A 25,742-nucleotide genomic window follows, 5' to 3' on the forward strand; every position below is an offset into this window, starting at 1 on the left:
GCCGAGCGCCTCCAGTACACAGAATGTGGTCCACCCAGCGGACCAAGTCTGCTCCAGTCTACTGAGGCATCAGATCTCCGCGCCCACGAATTGGCTGTTGTACAGACGGAAGTACGCGCCGCGGGATTCGAGCAGAGCCTCATGGCTCCCCTGCTCCACGATCCGGCCTTCCTCCATCACCACGATCAGGTTCGCATCACGAATTGTCGAAAGACGGTGCGCGATGACAAAGCTGGTGCGGTCGTTGCGCAGAACCGCGGTGGCGCTCTGGACCAGCAGTTCGGTGCGTGTGTCCACCGAACTGGTCGCCTCGTCGAGGATCAGGATGGACGGCTGCGAGATGAAGGCGCGGGCGATAGTGATGAGCTGCTTCTCACCGGCACTGACGTTGCTGCCTTCCTCGTCGATGACCGTGTCGTAACCCTCAGGCAGAGAGTGCACGAACTTGTCGACGTAGCTCATCTCGGCCGCACGACGAATCTCCTCGTCGGTGGCACCAGGCTTGCCGTAGGCGATGTTCTCGCGGATGGTTCCACCGAACAGCCACGCGTCCTGCAGAACCATGCCGATCCGTGAGCGCAGATCGTCTCGCGTCATGTCGGCGATGTCGATGCCGTCCAAAGTGATTCGGCCCGAATTGAGTTCGTAGAACCGCAGGATGAGGTTGACGAGGGTGGTCTTGCCGGCGCCGGTGGGTCCGACGATCGCAACCATCTGGCCCGGCTCGGCAGTCAGGGACAGGTCCTCGATCAGCGGCTGTTGCGGCTTGTAACTGAAGGTGACGTTCTCGAACTTGACGCGACCCTTGTCGACCGTGGGCGACTTCGCACTCTTCGGGTCCTCCGACTGCTCCTCTTGGTCGAGCAGCGCGAAGACCCGCTCGGCCGAAGCGACGCCGGACTGCAGCAGATTGGTCATCGACGCGATCTGCGTGAGCGGCTGGGTGAACTGCCGCGAGTACTGGATGAACGCTTGCACGTCGCCGAGGGTCATCGTTCCGGATGCGACGCGCATGCCACCCACCACTGCGATGGCGACGTAGTTGAGGTTGCCGAGGAACATCACGGCCGGCATGACCAGACCGGAGATGAACTGCGCCTTGAAACTCGACTCGTACAGATCCTCGTTCTGCTTGCGGAAGCGCTCCTCGACCTCCTGCTGGCGACCGAACACCTTGACCAACTCGTGGCCGCTGAATGCTTCCTCGACCTGCGCGTTGATTCCGCCGGTGCTCTTCCACTGCGCCACGAAGTGCTTCTGTGAACGCTTCGCGATGAACGCCGTCACCATGATCGACAGCGGAACAGTTGCCACCGCGATCAAGGCGAGCAGCGGTGAGATCCACAGCATCATCACCAGAATGCCCAGGACGGTCATCACCGACATGACCAACTGGCTGAGCGTCTGCTGCAAGCTCTGCGCGACGTTGTCGATGTCATTGGTCACGCGTGAGAGAACATCACCGCGGGCATGGGTATCGAAGTACCGCAAGGGAAGTCGGTGAATCTTCTGCTCGACGTCCTCACGCAGACGACGAACGGTTCGCTGGACCACGATGTTGAGCAGATACGCCTGCAGCCAACTGAACAGCGACGCGCAGACGAACAGCAGCAGCACGATCATCAAGACCTTGCCGACGGCGTCGAAATCGATTCCGGTTCCGGGCACAACGGCCATGCCGGACACCATGTCGGCGAGTTGACCCTGCCCCGAAGCGCGCAATCCTTCGACAGCCTGTTCCTTTGTCGTCCCCGGCTGGAGTTGCTTACTGACGATGCCGTCGAAGATCAGATTGGTGGCGTTTCCCAGGATCTTCGGCGCGATCGAGGAAAGTACGACGCTTGCCGTCACCAAAGCGAAGATCAGGATGACGATCGGCTTGTCCGGGCTCAAGCGACCGAGGAGACGCTTGAGCGAAGGGCCGAAGTTCATGGCCTTCTTGGTGGGATCGCCGCCGCCGGGCGGGCCGATGGGAGGCGAGGAAGTCGGTCGATTACTCATGATGCGTCCTGTACGGCTAGCTGAGAGGCGACGATTTCGCCGTAGGTGGGACAACTGACCACGAGTTCGTCGTGCGTGCCGATCCCCACGATGGCGCCGTCGTCGAGCACGATGATCTGATCGGCCTCGACGATAGTGGAGATACGCTGCGCGACAACGACTATGCAGGCGTCTTGCGTGACCGGCCGGAGCGCCGCACGCAGCCTTGCGTCGGTAGTGAGGTCGAGTGCCGAGAAGGAATCGTCGAACAGATAGATCTGCGGCTTACGCACCAACGCTCTCGCGATGGCGAGTCTCTGACGCTGACCGCCCGATACCGTCGTACCGCCTTGTGCCACCGGTGTGTCCAGGCCTTCTGGCATGGCGCGGACGAAGTCGGCAGCTTGGGCGATCTCGAGGCACTCCCACAGCCATTCGTCGGTAGCTTCGGGGTTTCCGTAGCGGAGATTGGTGGCGACAGTGCCGGAGAACAGATACGGCTTCTGCGGGACCAGACCGATCACCGAGCAGAGCAGCTCAGTGTCGATGTCGCGGACGTCGACGCCGCCCACCGATACCGATCCGGAGGTGGAGTCGATCAAACGCGGAATCAGGTTGAGCAGAGTGGTCTTTCCCGATCCGGTGCCGCCGATGATCGCCGTCGTCTTGCCTGGTTCGGCGCGGAAGGTGATGTCGCGCAACACTGGCTCCTCGGCTCCGGGGAACTGGAACTGAGCCCCACGAAGCTCGACGACGCCCGGGTCCTTCAACTCCAGGACCGGATTCTCGGGCGGAATCACCGAGGAATCGGTGTCGAGTACCTCGGAGATACGTTCGGCGCACACCGACGCACGCGGCAGCATCACCGCCATGAAGGTGGCCATCATGACGGCCATCAGGATCTGCATGATGTAGCTGAGCATCGCGGTGAGCGAGCCGATCTGCATCGAGCCCTCGTTGATCTGATGGCCACCGAACCAGATGACCGCGACGCTGGTGACATTGCTGATCAGCATCACGAGCGGGAACATCAGTGCCATGAGGCGGCCGACGCCGAGTGCAGTCTCCGTCAGTTCGCGGTTGGCGTCGCCGAAACGCTCTACCTCGTACGGTTCCCGTACAAACGCTCGGACGACGCGGATGCCCGTGATCTGTTCGCGAAGAACACGGTTGACGGCGTCGAGGCGGCCCTGCATGACCCGGAATCCGGGGACCATCCGGGCGATCAGGAAACCCATCGAGACTACGAGGAGCGGGACGCTGATCCCGAGGATCCAGGAAAGATTCAGGTCCTGGCGCAGAGCCATGATGATGCCGCCGATACACATGATCGGCGCCATGACGAGGATGGTGCAACTCATCACGACCATCATCTGTACTTGCTGGACGTCGTTGGTATTGCGGGTGATCAGCGAAGGCGCACCGAAGTGCCCGACTTCCCTGGCCGAGAACGTCCCGACCTGATGCAGCACCGACGCTCGGAGGTCGCGCCCGACACCCATGGCGACTCGCGCTCCGAAGAAGACGGCACCCACCGAGCACAGGATCTGCGTCAGCGTGACCATCAGCATCATCCCGCCGGTGGAGAGAATGTAGCCGGTGTCGCCTTTGGTCACGCCGTTGTCGATGATGTCGGCGTTGAGACTCGGAAGGTAAAGGGCCGCCATAGTCGAAATAAACTGCAGGACGACAACGCCCGTGAGTTCACCCCGGTACGGCGTCAGATAAGTGCGCAGCAGCCTGATCAGCATAGTGAGCGAAGGTTACCAATCCTGGCCGACATGTGCCGCTGGATATTTCGATACGCAAAAACAGCTGTGCGCCTTTATTAACCGCGGGGGGTTAATAAAGGCGCACAGCAGAGATCAAGCAGATGCGGACTGCAGTTCCGCTTCCTTCTCGTCACGGAGGGCCTTGCTGAGCTTCTCACCCTCGATGTCGACGTTCGGCAGAATCTTGTCCAGCCACTTCGGCAGCCACCACGCCTTGTCGCCGAGCAGTGCCATGACGGACGGGATGATCACCATGCGCACGATGAAGGCGTCGAAGAACACCGCCGCGGCGAGCGCGAATCCGATCGACTTGATGAACGAGTTCGGTTCCGCGATGAAGGCACCGAACACGGAGATCATGATGACCGCGGCCGCACTGACCACGCGGGCACCGTGGTTGAAGCCGATGGTCACGGCCTCCTTCGCGCTCGCACCGTGGACGTACTCCTCACGCATACGCGTCACGAGGAACACCTGGTAGTCCATCGCCAACCCGAACACCACGCCGATCAGGAAGATCGGCATGAAACTCACGAGCGGTTGCGGGTTCGAGATGATGCCCAACCAACCGTGCTGGAAGATCGCCACCGTCGCACCGAATGTCGCGAGCACGCTGAGCAGGAAGCCGAGCGTCGCGGTCAGCGGAACCAGGATCGAACGGAACACCAAGAGCAACAGAATGAATGCAAGGCCGACCACTACGGCAAGGTAGGGCACCAATGCATCCTTCAGCGTGTCCGAGACGTCGCCTTCGAGTGCGGTCTGACCAGTGATGCCGTAGCTGACGCCGATCGAATCGTTGAGTCCGCCTTCTGCTCCGCGGAGGCTGCCCACCAGGTCCATCGTGGCCGGATCGGTCGGTCCGCTCTTCGGAGTGATCAGTACCTGCGCGGTGTCGCCGGCTTCGTTGACCCTCACGACCTGTGCGTTCTGGACGTCACCGAAGCTCGAGATGGTCGAGACGACCTCCGCAAAGGCCTCCCCGGCGGGGACGCTGGCATCTTTGGCGTCGACAACCGCGATCAGCGGTCCGTTGCGGCCGTCACCGAAGCCCTCGTCGATCAGGTCGTACGCCTGACGCGCACTGGTCGCCGGGTCACCGGTGGCCTCCGACGGCAATGCCAGGCTCAATCCCGTTGCGGGCAGAGCCAATGCGCCCAGAAGAACTACTCCACCGATCAGCGGCACGAGCGGACGACGAACGACGGCGGTGATGAAGCGCAGAGCCAGCTTCGGCTTGCCTGAATCATTGTTTTCGGACTCCTCCGCACGCTTGCTGAGGAAGGGAATCTTGCCGGCAAAAGCCTTGCGTCCGAACATACCCAGGATCGCGGGCAGCAAGGTCAATGCGATCAGTACCGCGATCAGCACGGTGAAGGCCGCTGCCGCACCCATGTCCGAGAGGAACGGGATGCCGACGACACGCAAGGCAACGAGCGCGATGATGACTGTCAAACCGGCGAATACCACTGCGGAACCGGCAGTTCCGACGGCGCGACCTGCTGCTTCGGCACGGTTGTCGGTGAGGGTGAGCTCATGCCTGAACCTGGACATGATGAACAGCGAGTAGTCGATCGCCACGGCCAGACCGATCATGATCGCCAGCGTCGGAGTCATCGAACTGAGATCCATGAATCCGGTGGCAACCGTGATTCCAAGGCTGCCGATAGCGATACCGATGATCGCGGTCAGGAGCGGAAGCCCCGCGGCCACAAGCGAACCGAACGTGATGGCCAGAACGACAGCGGCAACGGCGATACCGATCAGCTCGGTGACACCACCGGGCATCTCCGCTTCCTGAGCAGCAGAACCACTGACCTGGACGTTGAGTCCCTCGGCCCGACCGACATCGGCTGCGGAGTTGATCGAATCACGCAACGCCTGATCGAGATCGGCGAAGTCACCGCTGAACGGAACCTCGACGTACCCGACCGTGCCGTCGGCACTGAGCGGCGACAACGCGCGCGCGTCGTCCACGGCCTGCGTCTCGGAAGTTCCAGCCGCAGCAGCCTTTTCCTTGAACATCGCAACCATGGAGTCGTTGCCGGTAACCGGATTGACCAACGCCTTCGCGGCCTGTTCCGGAGTGGCAGTCGCCGGGTCCACCTTGGCGGAGTCGGCGACCTTGTCGATGCCACGAATACTCGCGAGCATGTCGTCCATGGCCTTGACGTTCGCCGGATCGGCCAGCGTCGTGCCCGCCGGAGCTTGCACTACGTATCGCGCGCTCAGCGAATCCATCGGGTTGGGCGCGTCGGGAAAACGCTCCGCCATCAGGTCTTGCGCCTGCTGTGCCGGGGTTCCCGGAATGGAGAACGAATCCTTGGTGGGGCCGGACAGAGTGGCTGCCCCGACGCCCATCAGGACCAGGATTATCAGCCAAACGCTGAGGACCGCGCCTTTTCGCCGGTAGGCGAACTTGCCGATCCGATAAAGATAGGTGGCCACGACGGGCTCCTTGCTGTTTCGGTGCGTGTACGTGGACAGGTATTACGTGTGGGGCTCAGAGACGGGACATCTCAGGGACGCGACATCTCAGGGGCGGGCGGCGGCGCGGGCAATCCGGCACGAATCTGCCGAAAAGCGTCGTGAACCAACTCCTCCGGACTGGAAGCCTCCGACTTTCCGCCAGTCCAGACGTCGATCACCGATTTAGCGGCTCCGCCCACCGCTCCCAGGAGGAGCGTCGGGTACAGGTCCTTCTCGGCGTCGGTACCGGTGCGTTCCGCCAATGCCTGAACGACTGCACGGTTGATCCGCTGATGCATGTCTGCGGCATCCCGGTAGAGCGCGGGACTCGAATCCGACAGCAGCCAGATACTTGCCTTCTCACTCCCACTCGGACCTGAGTCGTTCACGATTTCGACCACAAGTTCTTCGAGGACGTCGAGAATTGGTTCGTCCGCGGGCCGCGACGCAAGCGCCTCGATCCACAGGTTCACCGATTCCTCGAAACTGGCGAGCACTGCCTCCTCCTTGCTGGAGAAGTAGTTGTGGAACGTCCTCGTCGACACTCCGGCCTCGGAGGCGATCGCGTCAGCGGTGACGCATTCGATCCCCAGCGCACGAGCGAGCCGTGCTGCCGCGCCACTGAGTGCGGCACGGGTTGCTGCCTTCTTGCGGTCGCGAAGGCCTTGTTCGATGATCACTCCAACACGGTACCCAACTTGCAGAGCTCTGCAACTTTGCAGAGGTCTGCAATATTGTGCGATCGAACACACAGCGCGGAAACTCGAGGCGTACCTCACACTCACGCACGGCAAATGCCTGAACAGCGCGACAGAGAGAGTTGTGAGCAGCTCCACGGCGTGACGCCCACTGCCAAGTTGACGCGTGAATCAACATGGCCTGACATACTTTGCGGTGAATTAACCGCAATGTGCTCGGCGAAGGAATCTGATGGACCCGCTCCTGCATACCTGGCCGGTTTCGTCCACGGTAATGCTGTGGGGATCGAAGTCCGGACGAGGCTCCGTACTACGTCTCGTCCGTCTGACCATCGGATTCTGCTCACTCAATTTCTCGATCGTGGCGTTCCTGTTTCTCCTCAGCGGAGAGGGCCCGGACGGACCGTTTGCGCGCAGTTGGCTCGTCGGCATTGCGACCGTCAACCTGATCCCCACGATTCTCTGGTTTGTCGGCCGAATCAGAGGTTCACGCATGCTCAAGCTCTACGGTCTGTGGGCGGATCTCGGAACGGCCTCGATTCTCATCACCTTCACCAGCCATAACGCCGCCCTTTTCGGCGCGGCACTCTTTGTGGCCACCGGCGCCTACTTCACCTATTTTCTCGACCGCCGCTGGCTGGCATTCCACCTCGCCTTTGCCACGACGTTTGTCATCGCCCTGACCGTGCTCGGCCTGACGAACGGCGACTACTCGGCAACCAGCGTGATTGCACGCACCGACGTCGTACTGTGTGCCGTGATCTTCATTCCGGCCACCATTCAATTCACCTGGCGGCAATTACTCTCGCGCGCAACGGGATCCAAGGTGGATGTACTCACCGGACTCCTGAACCGGCGAGGGCTGTGGGACATGTCGGAGCGTATCTGGTCGGTCGCGTCGGCAAATCGTGCCGACATTGCTGTTGCCGTCGTCGACATCGACAAGTTCAAGGCTGTGAACGACACCTTCGGTCACGAAGTCGGTGACGCCGTCATCATCCGGACAGGAACGCGCCTGCAGGAGCATGTGAACGGTTTCGGCTACGCCGCGCGCACCGGCGGCGAGGAGTTCACCGTTGTGATGATCGGCACCCCGTACGGACTTCGCAAAAGAATCGCGACACTGCCCAAAGCCGTCGTGAACGCTTCCGACGACCCCTTGGCCACGGTCAGCGTCGGAGCAGCGACGCTACCTTTCATCCCGCATCAGGAAGAGTTCGACTACAACGAGTTCTCCCGAGCAATCGTTGCGGCCGATCATCTGATGTACGACGCAAAATCCGCGGGAGGCAACACTGCGAACACTGCTCCTATGACTGTTCCACGTCGACGGGCACACTGAAACCGGGCTGTATCAGCGCCGATTCCACGCCTCGGGATCTGCCGTCAGTTCGTGAATGAACTCGGGCAACTCTCCACCTGCTACATCGGTGAGTGTGACATTTTCGAGCACAGCACGGAGGTTGACGCGCACTGCAATCCACACCTCCTTGAGGGGCGTCGCCGGCCCCCCGTAGTCGACGTCTTCCGGTCGCTGACCCCGAATCGAAGCAAGCGGTCCTTCGACGGCTCGTATGACGTCTGCAATCGTGATCTCGTCCGCGGACCGAGCGAGCCAGTATCCCCCGTCCGGGCCTCGACGGCTGTTGACCAAGCCGCCGCGCCGCAGGTCCGAGAGCACGGCTTCCAGGAACTTGTGGGGTATGACCTGGGATTTGGCGAGAAACTCGGCCTTGGCCGGGTCAGGACCTACTGCCGCGAGCTCGACCAGAGTCCGCACGGCGTAGTCCACCTTCGCGGTGATATGCACCGGCAATTCCTACCATCGTTCTATGAATAGTCGCAACAAACCTGCGAGTTCTTCGCCGCAAAGGGTTCCGTGACGTTACATTTTGATGCATGATGTAACGATCGAAGCTAGAGAACAGGACAAATCGCGTGTGGGAAACCCTTCTCGAATCATGGAAGTCACTTCTCGAACCGCTCCATGATCCAGTCACGCTCGCAATCCCCGCGTTTGTCATCTTCCTGGCAATCGAATGGTTCGCGGCCCGCGCTCTCGAGGATCATCCCGACGACGCCGACGGACGCGCACGACCCGAGGAAGGCGGCTACCGAAGCGTCGACGCCAGAACCAGCGTTCTGCTCGGACTCGTGTCGATCGCAACGAGCACCTTCTGGAAAGTGCTGGCGCTGATCGGCTATTCCGCAATATGGGTGTACCTCGCTCCGTGGCACCTCTCGCCGACGGCCTGGTACACCTGGGTGATCCTGCTGCTCGGAATCGACGTCCTCTATTACGCGTATCACCGCATCGCGCACCGAGTTCGGGTCATCTGGGCCACACACCAGGCTCACCATTCGAGTGAGTACTTCAACTTCAGCACCGCACTGCGGCAGAAGTGGAACAACAGCGGTGAGATCATCATGTGGTTGCCGTTGCCGTTCCTCGGGATTCCGCCGTGGATGGTGTTCGTCGGCTTCTCCGTCAGCCTCGTCTACCAGTTCTTCGTCCACACCGAACGTGTCGGAAAACTTTGGCGGCCCATCGAATTCATCTTCAACACGCCGTCGCACCATCGCGTCCACCACGGGTCCGACGCCGAGTACCTCGACCGCAACTACGCCGGAATCCTCATCATCTGGGACCGGATGTTCGGAACATTCGCAGCCGAAACCCACCGGCCCACCTACGGACTCACGACGCCGGTCGGAACGTACAACATCTGGAAGCTCCAAACACGCGAATACGCTGCCATCGCTCGCGACTGGAAAGCGTCGAAGTCGTGGCGCCAGCGCGCAGGCTACGTGTTCGGCCCACCCGGCTGGGCACCCAAAGCCGAGGTTACTTCAACAGAATCCACAGCCCCGTCGCACTGAGCAGGAGCAGGGCGACCGCGAGAGCAGCACCCATACCCAAAGCTGGCGTTGCCTTTTCGGCTGAGAACTGGGCCAACCGCCTGGGCCGCGACCGACGTTCGTAGACCGTCACCGCGACGACAAGCACGGCAGCGAGGGACGGGCCGATCAGTGCTAGCGAACCGAACGGCGGCAACCATCTCAAACAGGCGGCAGACAAGCCGAGGATCGACAGACTCGTCCGTACGAACGAGAGCGATGTGCGCTCGGACTGCAAGCCCTTGTCCGGAGGCTTGACACCTTCCGACGGTTCCAGCGCGGTCAATCAGTTCACGACCTCGACCACCAGGACGGTCGCGCAGATCACCAGCACGATGCCGACCACCGGCGCCATGAGCGGTACCGGCAACGGGCGCTCAGCACGCAGTGCTCGCTCGGCGCTGATCCAGTGAACAAAAGAAGTGATGGCGATCAGAGCGCCGCCGACGAGTAACAACGCGGCCAAGCCGGCACGAACCGTCGGGTTGAGAATGTCGCCGCCGAACGCTTCGAGTCCGACGCCCGACGCGACAAAGGCCGTCGCCGTGCGGATCCAGGCCAGATACGTCCGCTCATTGGCGAGAGTGAACCGTGGATCGGGGTCTTCGCCCGTTCGGAACGGTTTCCACCGGGGCATCACCTGTTCATTCCGTCCGGGCAGAAATCGCACACTGCCTTCGGAACGGACAACAAGAAAGGAAGGTCATGTCCTTAATCTTCCCTGCCCGCCCCGAAGCAGTGCTAATCGGGTAGACGTAATTCAGCTCGCGGCGAGTGAGACGAGGAAGTCCACCGATCCACTGGCGTCGACGGTGACAAAACCGAGGGACGGGGGTTCAACTCCGAAATCGGTCCAGGTGACCGGAATCGAGCCCGATGCGATCAGCGAATCACCCGAATGCAGCACGGTCATGTCGACCGACACCGGCTTGGACTGACCTTTGAGTGTCAAGGTGCCAGACACCGTGACCGTCGCCGTTGTTCCGTCCGTCGGCACAGCAGCCAAGTCCACCGGCGAGTCGATCGTGAACGTCGCCGTCGGATACGTGCTGGTATCCATCACATTGCCCGTGAACTGGCCGTCGCGCCGATCCGAGTCGGTCTTGACGCTTGCCACCTGCACCGTCACTTCGCCTGAAGTGAGCTTTTCACCCTCGACAACCGCGTTTCCGCTCACCTCGCCGGTGGTTCCGACGACGGTCACACTCGATCCGTTCAGAATCTCGTGCACGGTGTATCCCGCTGCCGTCTGGTTGTCCCCCTGCCCGGCGACGACGGTCCACTGCCCGTCGATCGATCCGGACGCCGCTTCTGCGCCCTGAGTGGATACCACGGCCGCCGGCGCATCGTCTTCAGCGATGAATTTCCCGTACGCCCACGGCCCCACAAGCAGGGCGAGTACGACCACAACTACTGCTCCGCCGATCCACCAGATCTTTTTCATGGGTTCGACGATAGTTGCAGCTTCAACGATTGTCAGGACTTACGACCTGGGAGAACCCTGTGAAAGCGCTCCACGAACACCGAAAGCGGGCACACCCGCAGCCATTAGTAATCATTTGGTAAAGTGGTTTTTGCATTCCGGCCCCCAGCCTGGAGTGCCTGGGCCGTGCGCATCGAATCATGCATCGATCCCGATGCGCACGGTCTGCCCGAAACACGAATCACACCGATCGGGGGGGCTCGCAATGGCGGACCTGACGCTCCTGACCGACGACGAGTTACGCGAGCGTCGGATCGCCCTCAGTCGATCCCTCACTACCGCAGCAGATTTGATCCCCACCCCGCCACCCTCGTTCTTCGAGAAGCTGAAGCAGGACATCGATGCCGCCGCTGCAGAGTGGATCGCTCGCCGCTCCTGAACTTCGTCAACCTGTGAATGTCCACCGGAGGGCGGCCCCCCCCATAAGACCTAGTGCGGCTTCCGATCTCCTCCGAAGTCCAGCGCTGTCCTCGTCCGAATGGCGGATTTCTGCTCAATCCGAACGATTGTTTCTCGATTGCGGAATAGGTTCACGACGACGGATCCGCCCGGCGGCCGATCAGGTCTATGTGTCGAACCCTCTCAGCCTCGACATACATGGACGCGGGCTTCGACCTGGCCGGTCGTCCGATGGTCCAGTCGGAGCGTGTCCGTTCTGACGGTCGTCAGCGCTCGCACGCCAGGTCCACCACACAAAAAGCTCCCCACCTGCGTGAACAGGTGGGGAGCTTTGGCGGTGGCGGAGGGATTTGAACCCTCGGACGGGGGTTACCCGTCACACGCTTTCGAGGCGTGCTCCTTAGGCCGCTCGGACACGCCACCGTTGGTGACTTTACCGGATGGAGTGCCCGTGGCCGAAATCGCCAGGTCGAGCGGTATTACGTGAGCTTGTCCTTGATGCTGGATGCGGCGTCCTTGACCTTCTCGCCGGCATCCTTGACGGCCGATTTCACCTGGTCGCCTTTACCTTCGTTTTCGAGGTCCCGGTCACCGGTAGCGCTGCCAGCAGCTTCCTTGGCCTTGCCCCCGAGGTCTTCGGCCTTGTTCTGAGCCTTGTCTGCGATTCCCATGAGTACTCCTCTGTGAACGCGAACGAATCGCCTTCCGACGATCCGCCGATGCCCTGACGGCATCTGCCTCCACCATGCCCTCGATTGCTGGATCCGGCTACCCGAGTGTGCGATCACTCTCGATGGGGAATACCGATTTCAGGCCCGCTGCTCGCGGAAGAAATCTTCCAAAAGCCCAGCGCATTCGTCCTCGAGGACCCCGCCGCGCACCTGCGGCCGATAGGTCAATCTTTTATCTCGAACTACGTCCCATAATGATCCGACGGCTCCGGTTTTCGGCTCCCACGCCCCGAAAACAACCCGAGAAACCCGGGCGAGGACCAGAGCGCCAGCACACATCGTGCATGGCTCGAGGGTGACGGCCAGCGTCGCACCTTCCAGGCGCCAGCCGTCACCGTAGATTCTTGCGGCAGCGCGCAACGCCAGGATTTCGGCGTGCGCGGTCGGATCGGACGACGCTTCCCGGGCATTGGCGGCCCGAGCAACTTCGACGCCGTCTGCGTCGAACACCACTGCCCCGACCGGGACGTCTGCGTCGGAGGCGGAACGTGCGGCCACGATGGCCGCACGGATCATGCGCTGATCGTCAGCGAGAGTCATCTAACGCGGGAGCTTGTCGAGCGCTGCGCCGAACTCGGACGCGAACCCGAGTCGCTGTGCGATCATCCCCAACTGCTCGTCCGGATAAAGGTCGGTCTCGGCCGCGATGACAGCGAGCACGGGTTCCGGCAGGCCCAGATCGGCCAGGACGGACAGGTCGCCCTCTTCCCAGGGTTCGACATCGTCGAGGTCGTCCGGGTCGATGTCGGGGATCTCGATGTGCAAGGCGTCGAGGACGTCGGCTGCGATGTCGTAGTCGATGGCGGCGGTCGCGTCGGAAATCAGCAACTGCGTGCCGGACGGCGCCGGACGCAACACGATGAAGAACTCGTCGTCGACGTCGAGAAGACCGAAGACGGCACCCGAACTTCGCAGCTCACGCAGCTGCGTTTCGGCGGCCGAGAGCGAGGTCAACGCGTCGGGCGTCAATGCCTTGACCGTCCAACGCCCCTCTTCACGGACCACCGCGACACCGAAGCCTTCAAGCTCCTCCGACTGGTTCGAAGAGGCGCTCTTGTTACCCGCGCGCTGTGCACCCATGGCGCAACGGTAGCCCGCCTGGTGCCAGTGAGTGAAGTCCGAGCATCGATGTGCCAACCTGAACTCGTGTCTGCGATCGATTCCGCCCCACCAGTCTGCGTTCTCGGCCTCGGATTGATCGGCGGTTCGCTACTTCGCGCCGCCGTCCGATCCGGTCGTCAGGCGTGGGGTTACAACCGTTCCAGCGAGTCCGCCGACGCGGCCCGAGCCGACGGTTTCGACGCCGACACCGATCTGGTTTCAGTGCTGCAGAGAGCGAACGAGAGCGGTGCGATCATTGTGATCGCCGTGCCGATGCCTGCCGTCGACGCCACCTTGGAGGCAATCGCCGCGCATGCGCCGAACAATCCGATCACGGACGTCGTCAGCGTCAAGGGCGAAGTGAAGGCCGCGGTCGAACGAGCGGGCTTGAGCGCCAAGTTCGTGGGCGGTCATCCGATGACGGGGACGTCAGCTTCGGGTTGGGCGGTCGGGGATGCCGATCTGTTCGTCGACGCGGTGTGGGTCGTTGCCACCGACAACGGCGTCGACGCAGACGTGTGGTCGCAGGTCGCCGACCTGGCACTCGACTGCGGCTCGGTGGTGGTGCCAGCCGAATCTCTCGAGCACGATCGAGCAGTCGCGCGTATCTCTCACCTGCCCCACCTACTGGCGGAAACACTCGCGATCACCGGAGCTGCCGGCGGCGAACTGGCCCTTGGGCTGGCCGCCGGGTCATTTCGCGACGGCACCCGCGTAGCCGGGAGCGCTCCTGGCCTGGTGCGGGCGATGTGCGAGGGCAACCGTGACGCCCTGCTGGTCGCGCTGGACGAAGCGCTCGACCTTTTGCAGGGTGCACGCACCGATCTGCTCGACAACGGCTCCACGGCACGATTGGTGGACGCAGGGTTCGCTGCGCGCGGCGCTTACGAGTCGCACGAGCGTTGGGACATCGAAGACCTTCGGGTCGGAGAACCCGACTGGATCGAGCGGATGCGGGACGCCGGTCGACGCGGTGGTGTCATCCGGCGATCCGAAACCTAGAGGTACGAAACCTAGATTCGAGTTGCCAGACCCGGGTAGTCGAGGACAAAGCCTTCGGTATCGACGGCCAGCGTCGAGCTGGACACCGGGGACAGCACACTGATTCCGTCGGTGCCGCTGCTGTAGGTGATGGTCGCACCCTCGACGCGCAGGTCGAGAAGGTTGACGTAGACGACCGGGACCTCGGCGTCTTCGATGTCGTTCTGCAAGCCGACGCGGCGGATGGGCAGCGTGTTGAAGAACGGGCTGAGGATCACGTCGACATCGAGTGCGCCATCGAACGCAGAGCGCTGGTGACTGGCGCCGTTCTCGACCATCCAGGTGCCTTCTTCGTCCCGGCTGATCGACATCTGACGCTCACCGGCGGCCAGGGCGGTCCGCACCGACAGCCTGCGGGTGATGCCGGCCTCGTCGGTGACCAGGTCGTATGACGCGCTGAATGCAGGGTGCTCACTGCAGGCTCCACCGATGATCCGGCCGGAAGCCTTGATGCGATTTCCGTTCAGCTGCACACGAACAGACTCCATACGAGGAGCGTTGTGGGCCTGCCAGGTCAATACCGCGGGCCAGGACGCGTCACCGGAAGGTTGGATGCTCACCCGACCACGGTAATGGACGAACGGGCGCGGAGCACCGCTGGTTCGGGTTATTGCTTCGATCAGGGACCTTTTAGGGACTTCGATCGGCCCCGAAGATCTCGATGTAAGCCGTTTCACAACGCTTCTTCCGCCAGGAGCACCCCGCAGACCGAATAGTTGGCAAACGGTGTCGGAGTTCTCGAGTACCGTGCTTCTAGGTCGGTTCGTGAGGAAGGGTGCTGTGACGTCGTCGCGGAGCATGGTGGGTTTGTTTGCCGGTATCGGCGGGCTCGAGTTGGGGCTCTCGGAACATGGGTGGAACACCGAACTGCTGTGTGAAATCGATCCGGGCGCCCAGGCAGTTCTCCGTTCGCGATTCGCCGACGTGCCGTTGCACGGCGACGTCACCAAACTGCGCGCGCTGCCCAGCGACATCGAATTGGTGGCCGCCGGTTTCCCCTGCCAGGACCTCTCTCAAGCCGGCAAAACAGCAGGCATCACCGGCGCACGCTCAGGCCTGGTGGACGAGGTGTTCCGTCTGGTCAAGCGCAAGAAAGGCCCGCGCTGGCTGTTGATCGAGAACGTTCCGTTCATGCTGCAACTCGGCAAGGGCGCTGCCATGCGGCACATCACCGACGCTCTCGAAGACCTCGGATACACCTGGGCATACCGGGTGGTGGACGCCCGTGCCTTCGGACTCCCCCAGCGCCGCCAGCGCGTCATCATGCTTGCCTCGCGCACGGACGATCCTCGCGAAATCCTGTTCGGCCAGGACGCTGGCGAGCGCCTGGGAGGTGATCCCGCGGACTACCCCTGCGGCTTCTACTGGACCGAAGGCACCCGCGGACTCGGATGGGCCGTCAATGCGGTGCCGACGCTCAAGGGCGGCTCGTCCGTCGGCATCCCCAGCCAGCCGGCGGTCCGGTTGCCGTCCGGTGAGATCGTCACTCCCGGCCTCGTCGACGCCGAACGCCTGCAGGGTTTCGATCCCGACTGGACGCTTCCGTCCGTCGAGGTTCCCGGCCTACGCCACAGCCACCGATGGAAGCTCGTCGGCAATGCCGTGAGCGTGCGGATGGCATCGTGGGTCGGTGGCCGGCTGAACGATCCCATCGAATACGACGCCGCCGGCGAGACGCCACTCGAACCGGGCGACGCGTGGCCGAGTGCGGCGTGGGGCCGTAACCGCCAAGCCTTCCGCGTCCATACCTCGACCTGGCCGGTCCAGTACGACTACGAGGATCTGAGTGGCTTCCTCGAGGACACGCGGTTGCTGTCGGCGCGGGCCACAGCCGGCTTCCTCAAGCGCGCACGCATGGGCAATCTTCGGTTCATCCCCGGTTTCATCGAGGACGTCGAAAGCCATCTCGAGCGGATGGGCGGATACCCCGAGGCCGCGGCATGACGGAATCACTGTTCCCCGAACCTGAAACGCTATTCCCCGAACCGCTGTTTTCCGAGCCGGAATACGAACCACTGTGGAGCGCACTGCAACTCGCGGGCGACAAGCCCCCGGCCGACGCCGATCGCGGCGAGAAGAAGAACTACGCCCAGCGACTCTCCAATCAACTGGCACAGACGGTGGCCGACGCTCTGCGTCCGCTGTATCCCAACATCACCCCGACAGCGTCCGGCGAAGGCCAGGAGGCAACCGTTGATGTCGCCAAGGGCCGAAAGCGCTTGGACGTCAAGGCACTCGACCCCACTCTCGGCCTGATCCTCTGTGTCTCCATCAAGACGTACAACTTCCAGGACTACAGTCCCCGCAGCGGAAAACTTGGACGGTGGACCAAGAACATCGTCCGCAACGACCACGAATTGCGTGGCGAGGCAATGGTTCTGCATCAGCGTCAGCCGTACAGCGTGTTGGTCGCCGTCATGTTCGAGCCGTACGCCACGTGCGACGACGGCGACCCGACCAAGACCAGCGACACCGGCAAATCCTCTTTTGCACACCACGTCACGACGCTCTCGAAGCGCTCGGGCCGGGGCAAGCGCGCGGTGGTCGGCGTTCCAGGAAAGGCCTGGGTGGATCTCGGCGCCGAGGACACCCGCTACGACCTCTTCGAGAAGGTCTACATCGGACTCTACGAACCCGATGGCGCGGTTCGGTTCTTCGACGTCGACGAGCCGCCGCCGCGCAACGGCCGGCCCACCGAAGCTCAGACGCTCTCGTTCACCGACTTCGTGACCGTCGTGCACGGTGAAGTGGAGCGTCGCAACAGGTTTGCGCCCACCTGGTCCGATCCCGAAGACAGCGACGATTCCGACGGCTGAGGGAACCACGGTGCCTGCGACGGATCCTGCCACCAGCGCTCGGATGAGCGCTCAGCGTCGACGCGACACCAAACCTGAAATTGCACTTCGACGCGAGCTTCATCGGCGCGGACTCCGGTACTTCGTGGACCGGGCGCCTGTCAAAGGTGTTCGCCGACGCGCTGATCTGGTGTTTCCGCGCCGCAAAGTCGCGGTGTTCGTGGACGGATGCTTCTGGCACAGCTGCCCGCAGCATGCGACGTTTCCCAAGAACAACGCGCAGTGGTGGACGGACAAGTTGGCCGCCAACGTGGTTCGAGACCGCGACACCGATGCACGTCTGGCAGAGCAGGGTTGGACCGTCATCCGCATCTGGGAGCACGAAGATCCGCTGGTAGCAGCCGAACGCGTCCAGAAAGCCCTGCTCGGTCCGTAAGCTCGATTTCGTGAAGGAACGCAACGTTGCGCGGTGGGGTTTGGTGGCTGCGCTGGCTCTGGGCGGAATCGTCTACTCGTCGTGGATTCTCGAATTTTTCCTCGACACCGGCCTCGACCCGGTGACATCGTTCCTCAGCGAACTCGATGCCGAGAACCAGAAATACCGTGACGTCTTCGGCAATGCCGACGTCCTGTCCGCGATCTTGATGTTGATCTCCGGAGCGCTGGGTCTGCTGATCACGCCCAGGCGCAGGCTCTACGTCACGGGCTGGATTGCACTTGCAGTGTTCGGCATCGCCACAATCGCCGACGCGTCGTTCCCTCTCGAATGCTCGGGCGAGGGTTGCCCGTCGAGCGCACCCGACGGTCTACTTCCGCAGCTCCACCATGTTCACGCATTGACGAGCAGCGTGGCGGTGTTCGCGATCTTCACCGCGATGATCGCATTCACCGTGGGAGCGTTCAGGTATCGCGAACACCGGTCATTGCGTACGACCGGCCTGACCATTTTGATCCTGACTTCCCTTGCGACGGTGTGGATGTTGACGACCAACAGCATCGAAGTCTCCGGCGGCGGTAATCTCGGACTGGGTATCGCTCAACGCGCACAGGTGCTGGGGATGTCGTTGTGGTTGTGCACCCTGGCATTTGCGATGTCGAGGCCGCCATCCACCGGGCTCCCGGCGTCGCCGCGCTGACAGGTTTTCCGGCAAGCGATTCGGGCGATCCTGGAACTACAACTGAAAATGGCTGCCCCGAACTAGCGAAGGTGTGCCCATGTCTCTCGCGTCGTCGTTCTTCGCCCATCCACACCAGGCGTTCACTGCCGGTTTCTACCGCAACGAGTCCTTCGACTTCGAGCTAAGAGTCGTTCTCGGGCAAGCCACCTACGGCGCGGCAGATACCGGCGAAGTGCTCTCGGCCATCGCTCATGTCGGCGAGAAAGACCTCGAGGGCTGGTACGAGGCCTGGTTCGACCTCGGCACACGAGTATTCGGGCAGGCCGATGAGGCAGCCGCGGCCGGGCATTCACGAAGCGCGTCCAACGCGTACCTGCGGGCGGCGTCGTACTTCGGTGTGGCGATCAACGCCGTAGACGGTCTCAGCGACGATTCGGTTTTGGTCCCCACTTTCAAACGTCACCGACAAGCGTGGGACCGCTTCGTCGACACCACCGCCCAGCCCGTCGAGCGCGTCCGGATCCCTTACGAGGACACCTACTTGCCCGGGTACTTCTTCCGGCCGCCCGGCGACGTGCGACGGCCGACGTTGATCATGGTGAACGGTAGCGACGGCCCGATCAGCGGACTGTGGGGCAGCGGCGGCGCCGGGGCCCTCGAGCGGGGCTACAACGTGTTGATGTTCGACGGACCCGGTCAGCAGTCGATGCTCTTCGAGCGCAACATCCCGTTCCGTCACGACTGGGAAGCCGTCATCACGCCCGTCGTCGACTATCTCGTGGACCGGCCGGACGTCGATGCGTCGAAGCTGGCGATGTACGGGATCAGTCAGGGCGGTTACTGGGTGCCGCAGTCGTTGGCGTTCGAGCATCGGATCGCGGCAGCGATCGCCGATCCGGGGGTCGTGGACGTGGCCGCGTCGTGGCTCGCCCATATCCCCAAGAACATGCAGAAGCTGCTCGACGAGGGGAAGTCGGAGGCCTTCGACCGCGACATGGCGATAGGGCTGGGGATCAAATTCTCGAAGGACAGCGCCCGGATCTGGCGTTTCCGAGCGCGTCCGTACCTCGCCGACGGTTACTACAACACTCTCGCCGAGGTTCGGAAGTACCACCTCGAACACGTCGCCGGCTCGATCTCCACTCCCCTGCTCATCACCGATCCGGAAGGCGAGCAGTTCTGGCCCGGTCAATCCAAGCGGCTTGCCGCCCTATCCGGCGGATCGACGACGGTGGTTCCCTTCACCGCTGCCGAAGGCGCGAACTTCCACTGTCAGCCCATGGCGAGGCGTCTGACGGATCAGCGAATGTTCGACTGGCTCGACGAGCAGTTGGATCTCTGAATCAGGACACTTTCTCCTTTTTCGTCAAGAGAGTGGCGAGCATCGGCAGCAGTAGAACGGTGATCGCACCGGCCGCGACAAGAATCGACGCGTTGTCCGAGGACATCTGATGCGCGTCGACGGCAGCGCCCGTGACCGCCACGATCATGGGCAGACCGGTAGCCCCGTACAACGCGACTTGCGCACTTTCGCGCGTGGTGAAGGGCGGCTCGGCCTTCTCGAACTTGGTCACGAAGAACACCGGCACGCCGCGGACGACAACGATCAGGATCAGAAACGCAATCAGTATGCCGGGACTGGCGGCGACCGCCGAGACGTCGATTGCCATGCCTGAAGTGATGAAGAAGATTGGGATGAGGAACCCGAAGGCGATCCCGTCGAGCTTGATCTCGAGGCGCTCGTCGCCCTCTGGCATCAGTCGCCGCAGGATGAAGCCGGCGGCAAACGCGCCGAGAATGACGTCGAGTGAGAACACGGCCGACAGCACTCCGAGGCTGACCAACAACAGAACGGTGAGGCGGACCGTCGTCTGCGCCGTGGTGTCCGCTCCTGCCCGCACCAGCCGATGTGTCCACGAGCCTTCGTGAATCAGCTTGCCGGGCAGCACCGCCACGACGATGGCGATCAAGGCGAAGACGGCAAGAACGATCAGCGACAGGACGGCACCACGGGCACTCAGCAGCACCGCCATCGCGACGACCGGCCCGAGTTCGCCGACGGCCCCGTGATTGAGGACCGTCTTGCCCAAGCGTGTGTCGAGGAGTTTGTTGTCCTTGAGGATCGGCAACAGCGTGCCCAGTGCGGTCGACGTCATTGCGATGGCAACAGCGGCTTCCGCGGAGATCACGTTCCTCATGCCAAGCAGCGCGACCACCGTGAACGCCAGCGCGAGGCAGAACAGCCACGTGTAGAGCGCTCGACGTCCGCCGCGCCCACTGAGTTCCTGTCGGTCGATCTCGTAGCCGGCGAGCAGGAACAGCATGCCGAGGCCGAGTTCGCGGAGGATTCCGATCGCTTCGCTGTCAGCGGCGATGTTGAGGGCGAACGGCCCGACCACTGCGCCCGCGACCAGTAGCAACACCACTTCGGGAACCAGGCGACGCGGGATCAACCCCGCGACTATCGGCGCGATGGCCGCGATCAGCGCAATCCAGAACAGCGACGAGGCAATTGAAGGCACGGATCATTATCGGACATAGGTGACGGATCTGCGCTCAGTACAGGTACTTGCGGTACGCCTCCTGTCGAGCCGGCTCCAGATCCTCGACCAGCAGGCTGTGCTGCTCGGCCATCATGTCGCGCAGACTCGGTACGTCATCGGATGCGGGCCACGTCGACGGATCCCACAGCTTCGCCCGCAGAATCGCTCTCGCGCAATGCAGATACGCCTCGTCGATCTTCACGATCACCGCAAGCTGCGCCGGCTTGCCGTTCATCGCCATCGAGTCCAACAGATCAGGATCGGTGGACAGAGTCGCCGTGCCGTTGACGCGCACGATCTCGTCGTGCCCGGGCGCGAGAAAGAGGATCCCCACGTGAGGATTTTCGATCATGTTCCGGTACGAGTCAGCGCGCCGGTTGCCCGGACGATCCGGGAGCACGAGCGTCTTCTCGTCAGGAAACAGAACCTGACTGACCAAGTCTCCGCGCGGCGAGCAATCGCAATTTCCAGCCGCATCGGATGTCGCAAGCACAAAAAACCGTGCCTGCTCGATGAATTCACGGATCAACGGAGTCGTGTAGGCGGTCTGCTTCTCCATGATCGTCGGATGGGGCTGTCCGAGAATCGCATTGAGTTGTTCCACGGATTCGATCCGCCCGCCCGTGGCGTTCGACGCCGTCACGTCAACACGTCGTCGAGAACGTGGTGGCGCCCGAGCGGCAACACCAACGGCTTACCCGAGATGGGGTCGGGGATGATTCGGCTCTCGAGACCGAAAACGGTGCGGACGTTGTCGCTCGTGAGCACCTCGGCAGGATCACCCGCCGCGTAGACCCGGCGATCGGCCATGGCGACGAGGTAGTCGGCGTAGCGGGCGGCGAGATTGAGATCGTGCAGAACCATGACAATCGTTGTACCCCGAGTCCGGTTCAGGTCGGTGAGCAGGTCCAAGACCTCAACCTGGTGGCTCACGTCCAAGAAGGTAGTCGGCTCGTCGAGAAGAAGCAGATCGGTTTGTTGGGCGAGCGCCATCGCAATCCACACACGTTGGCGCTGACCACCGGAAAGTTCGTCCACCGATCGTTCGGCCAATTCGGTTGTGTCCGTTGCCGCAAGCGCCTCAGCGACGGCTGCGTCATCCTCGCGACTCCACCTCGACAGCACCCGCTGATGTGGATGTCGGCCTCGGCCGACGAGATCGGCGACAACTATCCCTTCCGGTGCGATCGGTGACTGCGGCAGCAGACCGAGCGTGCGAGCGAGCTTCTTCGCGGGTAGGCGATGAACATCCTTGCCGTCCAACAGAACATGACCGCTTCGGGGACTGAGTAGCCGCGACATCGACCGCAGCAGCGTCGATTTGCCGCACGCGTTGGCGCCCACGATGGTCGTGATCTTTCCCGGCGGCACCGCGAGGTCGAGCGATTCGACGACGGTCCGTCCTCCGTAACCGAGTTCGAGGTTTTCGACAGTCAGAGTATGGGATCCGGTCACAGCGAACCTCCCGTTCGGTTGGAGCGAATGATGAGGTAGACGAGATACGGCGCTCCCAGCGCGCCGGTCACCACGCCAACGGGGTAGCGGGTGCCGAAGGCGTACTGTCCGCAGAAATCGGCAACTAGCACCAGCAGCGCTCCGACCAGCGCAGACGGAATCAAAAGTGATGTTCCCGGACCGACGATGCGGGCGGCGATGGGCCCTGACAGAAATGCGACGAAGGCGATGGGCCCCGCAGCGGCAGTGGCAAAGGCGATGAGTCCGACGGCCGCAATGATCGTCAGAATGCGCGTTCGTTCCACTCTGACGCCGAGCGCTTGTGCTGCGTCGTCACCGAGCTGGATGGTCGAAAGGTTGCGCGATTGGCTCAGCAGCACAGGTCCGAGGACAACCAGCGCCAGGAGTACGGGAACCGTCGAACCCCAGTTGGCACCGTTGAGACTGCCGGTGAGCCAACGCATCGTCTCCTGCAGATCCCACGCGGCGGCGGTACTGAGCAGGTAGGCGGTGACGCTGTCGAGCATCGCGGCGATGCCGATACCGATCAGGATCAGCCGAGTGCCCGCTACACCGTCTCGGAAGGACAGAACGTAGATCAAGACTGCGACGCCCAGACCGACAGCGATGGCGAAGATCGAGACCTGCGAGCCGCCGAGCGAAAGCGAGATGATCGCGAAAGCCGCTGCAGCGCTTGCGCCCGAGCTGATCCCGATGATGTCGGGGCTCGCGAGCGGGTTGCGCAGCATCGTCTGGAACGTGATGCCGCCCAAGCCGAAACAGATTCCGGCGACCACAGCGAGGACAGCGCGAGGCAGCCGGAGGCGGCCGACGGTGAACGAGGCACCAGGCACGTTCTCCCCCAGCACGACGCGAAGCACATCTGACGGCGGGTAGAAGGTTTTTCCCACCATCAGAGTGACCGCGAAGGAGGCGACGACGAGGACCGTCAGCACGGCAATCACGATGCGGCGGCGTCTACCTCGTCGGACACGGCTTGCTCCGACTGCGTCGACCTCGACTTCGGGAGTAACGAATGTAGTGGTCACAGCTCACGTATTTTCTGACGGCGGACTATGTAAATGAAGAAGGGCGCTCCGATGAGCGCGGTGATGATGCCGACGTCGATTTCGCTCGGCCGGGCGACAATTCGTCCGAGAATGTCGGCGGCGACGAGAAGGCCGGCACCTGTCAGCGCAGAAAACGGTAGTAGCCAACGGTTGTCAATCCCGATCAGCAACCGGCACAGATGCGGGACAACCAAACCGACGAAGCCGATCGGTCCGGCAATGGCAGTGGCTGCACCGCAGAGCAACACTGCACCGAGCGCTGCCACTGCACGAACCACCGCGACGCGTTCGCCGAGACCTGACGCAACCTCGTCGCCGAGCGCAAGAGAGTTGAGACTGCGCGCTGACAGCAGACAGATCACGAAGCCGACAATGAGGAAAGGCAGACCCTGCCGGATCACCTCGAAACTCGCGCCACCGACGCCGCCGATCTGCCACGAACGAATGTTGCCCGCAATATCGTTTCGCGGCAGCATGATCGCAGTGATGAACGAAGCAAACGCAGCCGATGTTGCGGCCCCGGCAAGAGCCAACTTGAGTGGCGTGGCTCCACCTCGCCCGAGTGACCCGACTACGTAGACGAACAATGCAGCCCCGGCTGCACCGAGTACTGCCACCCAGATCATGCTGGTCTGGGTCCACAATCCGAACCACGCCATTCCGATCACCACGGCGAGCGAAGCGCCCATGTTGACGCCCAGGATTCCGGGATCCGCCAAAGGGTTTCGGGTAATCCCCTGCATCACCGCGCCGGCAAGGCCGAGCGCAGCACCCACGACGATCGCGAGCACCGTCCGCGGAATGCGCTTGGCAATCGCACCCTGACCGATATTGTCGGTGGAACCGCCAAGTGCGGCAACGATGTCGGACCAATCGACCTCACGAGAGCCGATGACGATCGAGGCGCACATGAGCACGGCGAGGACCACGAGAAGGGCGATCAGCCACAGCGAATTGCCGAACGTCGGGCGCCGCGTATCGCTGGCGCCCGACGTCGAATCCTGCGAGGTTACAGTCACTCCGACTTTCCAGCAGCCCCGGCGAGCAGATCGACATAGTCGCCGAGTACCCACGAAATGGCGAGCGGAGTCGGGTTGGCCGCCGTTCCCATCGGCCCGGTTCCGTTGAGGAAGACGATCGAATTGTTGGCGACGGCAGGCATCTGCGAGAGCAGCGGGTCAGCCTTGAGTGCGTCGACAAGTGCCTGGTCACCGTACGTGACGATCAGTTCGACGTCGTCGAAGACGTCCACACGCTCGGCACTGACCTTCTTCGAGAACTCACCACCCGTCGAGGCGTCGGCAACGCTCTTCGGCGTCGAAAGTCCGAGGTCCTCGAAGAACGCGGCGCGTGTGTCGTTCGCGGTGTAGAAGCTGACCTGGCTCAGGTCGGCAGTGTCGACGTGCGTCAGGAACATTGTTGCCTTGCCGGCAAGCTGCGGATGTGAGGCAACCTCGTCGGCGATCTCCTTCTCGATGGTGGAGATCAGTTCCTGCCCTTCGGATTCCATGCCGAGGCCCATGCTGTTGAACTTGATGACGTCACGCCACGACGTCGCCCACGGCCCCTCGGGATACGCCACAACCGGAGCGATCTCACTGAGAGTGTCGTAGTCCTCCTGCGTCAATCCGGAGTACGCGGCAAGAATGACGTCAGGGTTCGTATCGGAGACGGCTTCGAAGTCGATGCCGTCGGTCTCGTCGAAGAGCACCGGCGGCTTCGCGCCGAGGTCGTCGAGCTTTTCCTCGACCCACGGCAGCATTCCGTTGCCGTTGTCGTCGCCGAACGTCGCCGCTGCCATTCCGACGGGAACCACGCCGAGAGCAAGGGGCACTTCGTGATTGGCCCAGGCAACGGTGGCAACTCGCTCCGGCTTGGCGTCGATCGTCGTAGTTCCGAAAGCGTGCTCGATCGTGACAGGGAAGGAGCTGGATCCGCTTCCGGCGCTGCCGCCGTCGGCGGTCTCCGAGGAGCCGGAACTGCAAGCTGTCATGCCGAGGGCGACTGCGACCGCTGCTGCGGCCACCGCCAAGAAGCGTTTTGAACGCATGAAAACAGAACTCTCTCGAGAAGGGGTACGGCCCTCAACCCGGCTCAATCAGGCACTTAGGTGAGGTTTGCCTAAACCGTATACGGGAGGGCAATGTGGCGCAATCGCGTGTTTGGGACACCCGGTGTAGCGATCGAGA

At 62.5% G+C, this 25,742-nt stretch carries 27 protein-coding genes and 1 tRNA gene; 9 read left to right on the forward strand and 19 right to left on the reverse strand.

Features of this window, described 5'->3' with window-relative positions; all coding sequences use genetic code 11:
- Nucleotides 1-69: 69 nt before the first annotated feature.
- The 4 genes from AC2ETI_RS22500 to AC2ETI_RS22515 all read right to left on the reverse strand — a co-directional run bounded on the left by AC2ETI_RS22500 (nt 70) and on the right by AC2ETI_RS22515 (nt 6,901).
- Nucleotides 70-2,001: an ABC transporter ATP-binding protein gene (locus tag AC2ETI_RS22500; protein ID WP_483634412.1), complete on the reverse strand. Its 1,932-nt coding sequence runs from the start codon at nt 1,999-2,001 to the stop codon at nt 70-72.
- Nucleotides 1,998-3,731, reverse strand: a complete 1,734-nt coding sequence (locus AC2ETI_RS22505; RefSeq protein ID WP_021332868.1) for an ABC transporter ATP-binding protein — start codon at nt 3,729-3,731, stop codon at nt 1,998-2,000. Before AC2ETI_RS22505 ends, AC2ETI_RS22500 begins: the two co-directional genes overlap by 4 nt.
- 114 nt (nt 3,732-3,845) lie before the next feature.
- Nucleotides 3,846-6,200 carry an MMPL family transporter gene (locus tag AC2ETI_RS22510; RefSeq protein WP_141487946.1) on the reverse strand — a complete coding sequence of 785 codons (2,355 nt, stop codon included), beginning with the start codon at nt 6,198-6,200 and terminating at the stop codon, nt 3,846-3,848.
- A gap of 71 nt (nt 6,201-6,271) precedes the next feature.
- On the reverse strand, nt 6,272-6,901 hold the full coding sequence (locus tag AC2ETI_RS22515) for a TetR/AcrR family transcriptional regulator (protein WP_007731646.1): 630 nt from the start codon (nt 6,899-6,901) through the stop codon (nt 6,272-6,274).
- Nucleotides 6,902-7,151: 250 nt separating this feature from the next.
- On the opposite strand from AC2ETI_RS22515, the gene AC2ETI_RS22520 reads away from it, so the two are divergent.
- Nucleotides 7,152-8,261, forward strand: a complete 1,110-nt coding sequence (locus tag AC2ETI_RS22520) for a GGDEF domain-containing protein (RefSeq protein ID WP_113683484.1) — start codon at nt 7,152-7,154, stop codon at nt 8,259-8,261.
- A 12-nt stretch (nt 8,262-8,273) separates the two neighbouring features.
- On the opposite strand, the gene AC2ETI_RS22525 is transcribed toward AC2ETI_RS22520, so the two are convergent.
- Complete coding sequence (locus AC2ETI_RS22525; RefSeq protein WP_003943908.1) at nt 8,274-8,729, reverse strand: RrF2 family transcriptional regulator; 456 nt, start codon at nt 8,727-8,729, stop codon at nt 8,274-8,276.
- 128 nt (nt 8,730-8,857) lie between these two features.
- Between AC2ETI_RS22525 and AC2ETI_RS22530 the strand changes: the two genes are divergently transcribed.
- A complete protein-coding gene (locus AC2ETI_RS22530) occupies nt 8,858-9,799 on the forward strand; it encodes a sterol desaturase family protein (RefSeq protein ID WP_029254270.1) in 942 nt (313 codons plus the stop codon).
- On the opposite strand, the gene AC2ETI_RS22535 is transcribed toward AC2ETI_RS22530, so the two are convergent.
- The 3 genes from AC2ETI_RS22535 to AC2ETI_RS22545 all read right to left on the reverse strand — a co-directional run bounded on the left by AC2ETI_RS22535 (nt 9,765) and on the right by AC2ETI_RS22545 (nt 11,261).
- Nucleotides 9,765-10,103 carry a DUF202 domain-containing protein gene (locus tag AC2ETI_RS22535; RefSeq protein WP_029254269.1) on the reverse strand — a complete coding sequence of 113 codons (339 nt, stop codon included), beginning with the start codon at nt 10,101-10,103 and terminating at the stop codon, nt 9,765-9,767. The genes AC2ETI_RS22530 and AC2ETI_RS22535 overlap by 35 nt on opposite strands.
- On the reverse strand, nt 10,104-10,454 hold the full coding sequence (locus AC2ETI_RS22540; protein WP_029254268.1) for a YidH family protein: 351 nt from the start codon (nt 10,452-10,454) through the stop codon (nt 10,104-10,106). It lies immediately after the preceding gene.
- Between the two features lie 123 nt (nt 10,455-10,577).
- On the reverse strand, nt 10,578-11,261 hold the full coding sequence (locus AC2ETI_RS22545; protein WP_483634413.1) for a YceI family protein: 684 nt from the start codon (nt 11,259-11,261) through the stop codon (nt 10,578-10,580).
- Nucleotides 11,262-11,505: 244 nt separating this feature from the next.
- On the opposite strand from AC2ETI_RS22545, the gene AC2ETI_RS22550 reads away from it, so the two are divergent.
- Nucleotides 11,506-11,679 (forward strand): hypothetical protein, encoded by a 174-nt coding sequence (locus AC2ETI_RS22550; protein ID WP_003943953.1) that lies wholly within the window; start codon nt 11,506-11,508, stop codon nt 11,677-11,679.
- 352 nt (nt 11,680-12,031) lie between these two features.
- Here the strand turns inward: AC2ETI_RS22550 and AC2ETI_RS22555 are convergent.
- The 4 genes from AC2ETI_RS22555 to AC2ETI_RS22570 form a co-directional block, all read right to left on the reverse strand.
- Nucleotides 12,032-12,122, reverse strand: a tRNA-Ser gene (locus AC2ETI_RS22555).
- Between the two features lie 56 nt (nt 12,123-12,178).
- Entirely contained in the window at nt 12,179-12,370 is a 192-nt protein-coding gene (locus tag AC2ETI_RS22560; RefSeq protein ID WP_003943869.1) for a CsbD family protein, read from the reverse strand.
- A gap of 138 nt (nt 12,371-12,508) precedes the next feature.
- Nucleotides 12,509-12,970: a nucleoside deaminase gene (locus AC2ETI_RS22565; RefSeq protein WP_019746485.1), complete on the reverse strand. Its 462-nt coding sequence runs from the start codon at nt 12,968-12,970 to the stop codon at nt 12,509-12,511.
- Complete coding sequence (locus tag AC2ETI_RS22570) at nt 12,971-13,510, reverse strand: tRNA adenosine deaminase-associated protein (protein ID WP_003943823.1); 540 nt, start codon at nt 13,508-13,510, stop codon at nt 12,971-12,973. It lies immediately after the preceding gene.
- Nucleotides 13,511-13,558: 48 nt separating this feature from the next.
- On the opposite strand from AC2ETI_RS22570, the gene AC2ETI_RS22575 reads away from it, so the two are divergent.
- Nucleotides 13,559-14,533 (forward strand): prephenate dehydrogenase, encoded by a 975-nt coding sequence (locus AC2ETI_RS22575; RefSeq protein WP_069146643.1) that lies wholly within the window; start codon nt 13,559-13,561, stop codon nt 14,531-14,533.
- An 11-nt stretch (nt 14,534-14,544) separates the two neighbouring features.
- Here the strand turns inward: AC2ETI_RS22575 and AC2ETI_RS22580 are convergent, their stop codons facing one another.
- Nucleotides 14,545-15,132: a putative glycolipid-binding domain-containing protein gene (locus tag AC2ETI_RS22580; RefSeq protein WP_019746484.1), complete on the reverse strand. Its 588-nt coding sequence runs from the start codon at nt 15,130-15,132 to the stop codon at nt 14,545-14,547.
- Nucleotides 15,133-15,370: 238 nt separating this feature from the next.
- Between AC2ETI_RS22580 and AC2ETI_RS22585 the strand changes: the two genes are divergently transcribed.
- From AC2ETI_RS22585 to AC2ETI_RS22605, 5 genes are all read left to right on the forward strand, one after another.
- Nucleotides 15,371-16,516, forward strand: coding sequence for a DNA cytosine methyltransferase (locus AC2ETI_RS22585; RefSeq protein ID WP_174531793.1), 1,146 nt, complete (start codon nt 15,371-15,373; stop codon nt 16,514-16,516).
- Complete coding sequence (locus AC2ETI_RS22590; RefSeq protein WP_483634414.1) at nt 16,513-17,388, forward strand: hypothetical protein; 876 nt, start codon at nt 16,513-16,515, stop codon at nt 17,386-17,388. The genes AC2ETI_RS22585 and AC2ETI_RS22590 overlap by 4 nt, the downstream gene beginning before the upstream one ends.
- 10 nt (nt 17,389-17,398) lie before the next feature.
- A complete protein-coding gene (locus AC2ETI_RS22595) occupies nt 17,399-17,803 on the forward strand; it encodes a very short patch repair endonuclease (RefSeq protein WP_019746481.1) in 405 nt (134 codons plus the stop codon).
- Between the two features lie 10 nt (nt 17,804-17,813).
- A complete protein-coding gene (locus tag AC2ETI_RS22600; protein ID WP_029254264.1) occupies nt 17,814-18,503 on the forward strand; it encodes a DUF998 domain-containing protein in 690 nt (229 codons plus the stop codon).
- A gap of 79 nt (nt 18,504-18,582) precedes the next feature.
- Nucleotides 18,583-19,827 (forward strand): alpha/beta hydrolase family protein, encoded by a 1,245-nt coding sequence (locus tag AC2ETI_RS22605; protein WP_483634415.1) that lies wholly within the window; start codon nt 18,583-18,585, stop codon nt 19,825-19,827.
- A gap of 1 nt (nt 19,828) precedes the next feature.
- Here AC2ETI_RS22605 and AC2ETI_RS22610 read toward each other — a convergent pair whose 3' ends face one another.
- Genes AC2ETI_RS22610 through AC2ETI_RS22635 form a run of 6 tightly spaced genes read right to left on the reverse strand, consistent with a single transcriptional unit; the run spans nt 19,829 to nt 25,603 of the window.
- On the reverse strand, nt 19,829-21,007 hold the full coding sequence (locus AC2ETI_RS22610) for a cation:proton antiporter (RefSeq protein WP_021332860.1): 1,179 nt from the start codon (nt 21,005-21,007) through the stop codon (nt 19,829-19,831).
- A gap of 34 nt (nt 21,008-21,041) precedes the next feature.
- Complete coding sequence (locus AC2ETI_RS22615; protein WP_047888777.1) at nt 21,042-21,671, reverse strand: pyridoxamine 5'-phosphate oxidase family protein; 630 nt, start codon at nt 21,669-21,671, stop codon at nt 21,042-21,044.
- On the reverse strand, nt 21,668-22,483 hold the full coding sequence (locus AC2ETI_RS22620; protein ID WP_283385096.1) for an ABC transporter ATP-binding protein: 816 nt from the start codon (nt 22,481-22,483) through the stop codon (nt 21,668-21,670). The genes AC2ETI_RS22615 and AC2ETI_RS22620 overlap by 4 nt, the downstream gene beginning before the upstream one ends.
- Nucleotides 22,480-23,532, reverse strand: a complete 1,053-nt coding sequence (locus AC2ETI_RS22625) for a FecCD family ABC transporter permease (protein WP_046377767.1) — start codon at nt 23,530-23,532, stop codon at nt 22,480-22,482. Before AC2ETI_RS22625 ends, AC2ETI_RS22620 begins: the two co-directional genes overlap by 4 nt.
- The gene (locus tag AC2ETI_RS22630) at nt 23,529-24,572 is read right to left on the reverse strand and encodes a FecCD family ABC transporter permease (RefSeq protein ID WP_019746475.1); all 1,044 of its coding nucleotides are present in this window, start codon (nt 24,570-24,572) and stop codon (nt 23,529-23,531) included. Before AC2ETI_RS22630 ends, AC2ETI_RS22625 begins: the two co-directional genes overlap by 4 nt.
- Complete coding sequence (locus tag AC2ETI_RS22635; protein ID WP_029254259.1) at nt 24,569-25,603, reverse strand: iron-siderophore ABC transporter substrate-binding protein; 1,035 nt, start codon at nt 25,601-25,603, stop codon at nt 24,569-24,571. The genes AC2ETI_RS22630 and AC2ETI_RS22635 overlap by 4 nt, the downstream gene beginning before the upstream one ends.
- Nucleotides 25,604-25,742: the final 139 nt, after the last annotated feature.

Source organism: Rhodococcus sp. MurmanLake-1, assembly GCF_056945715.1.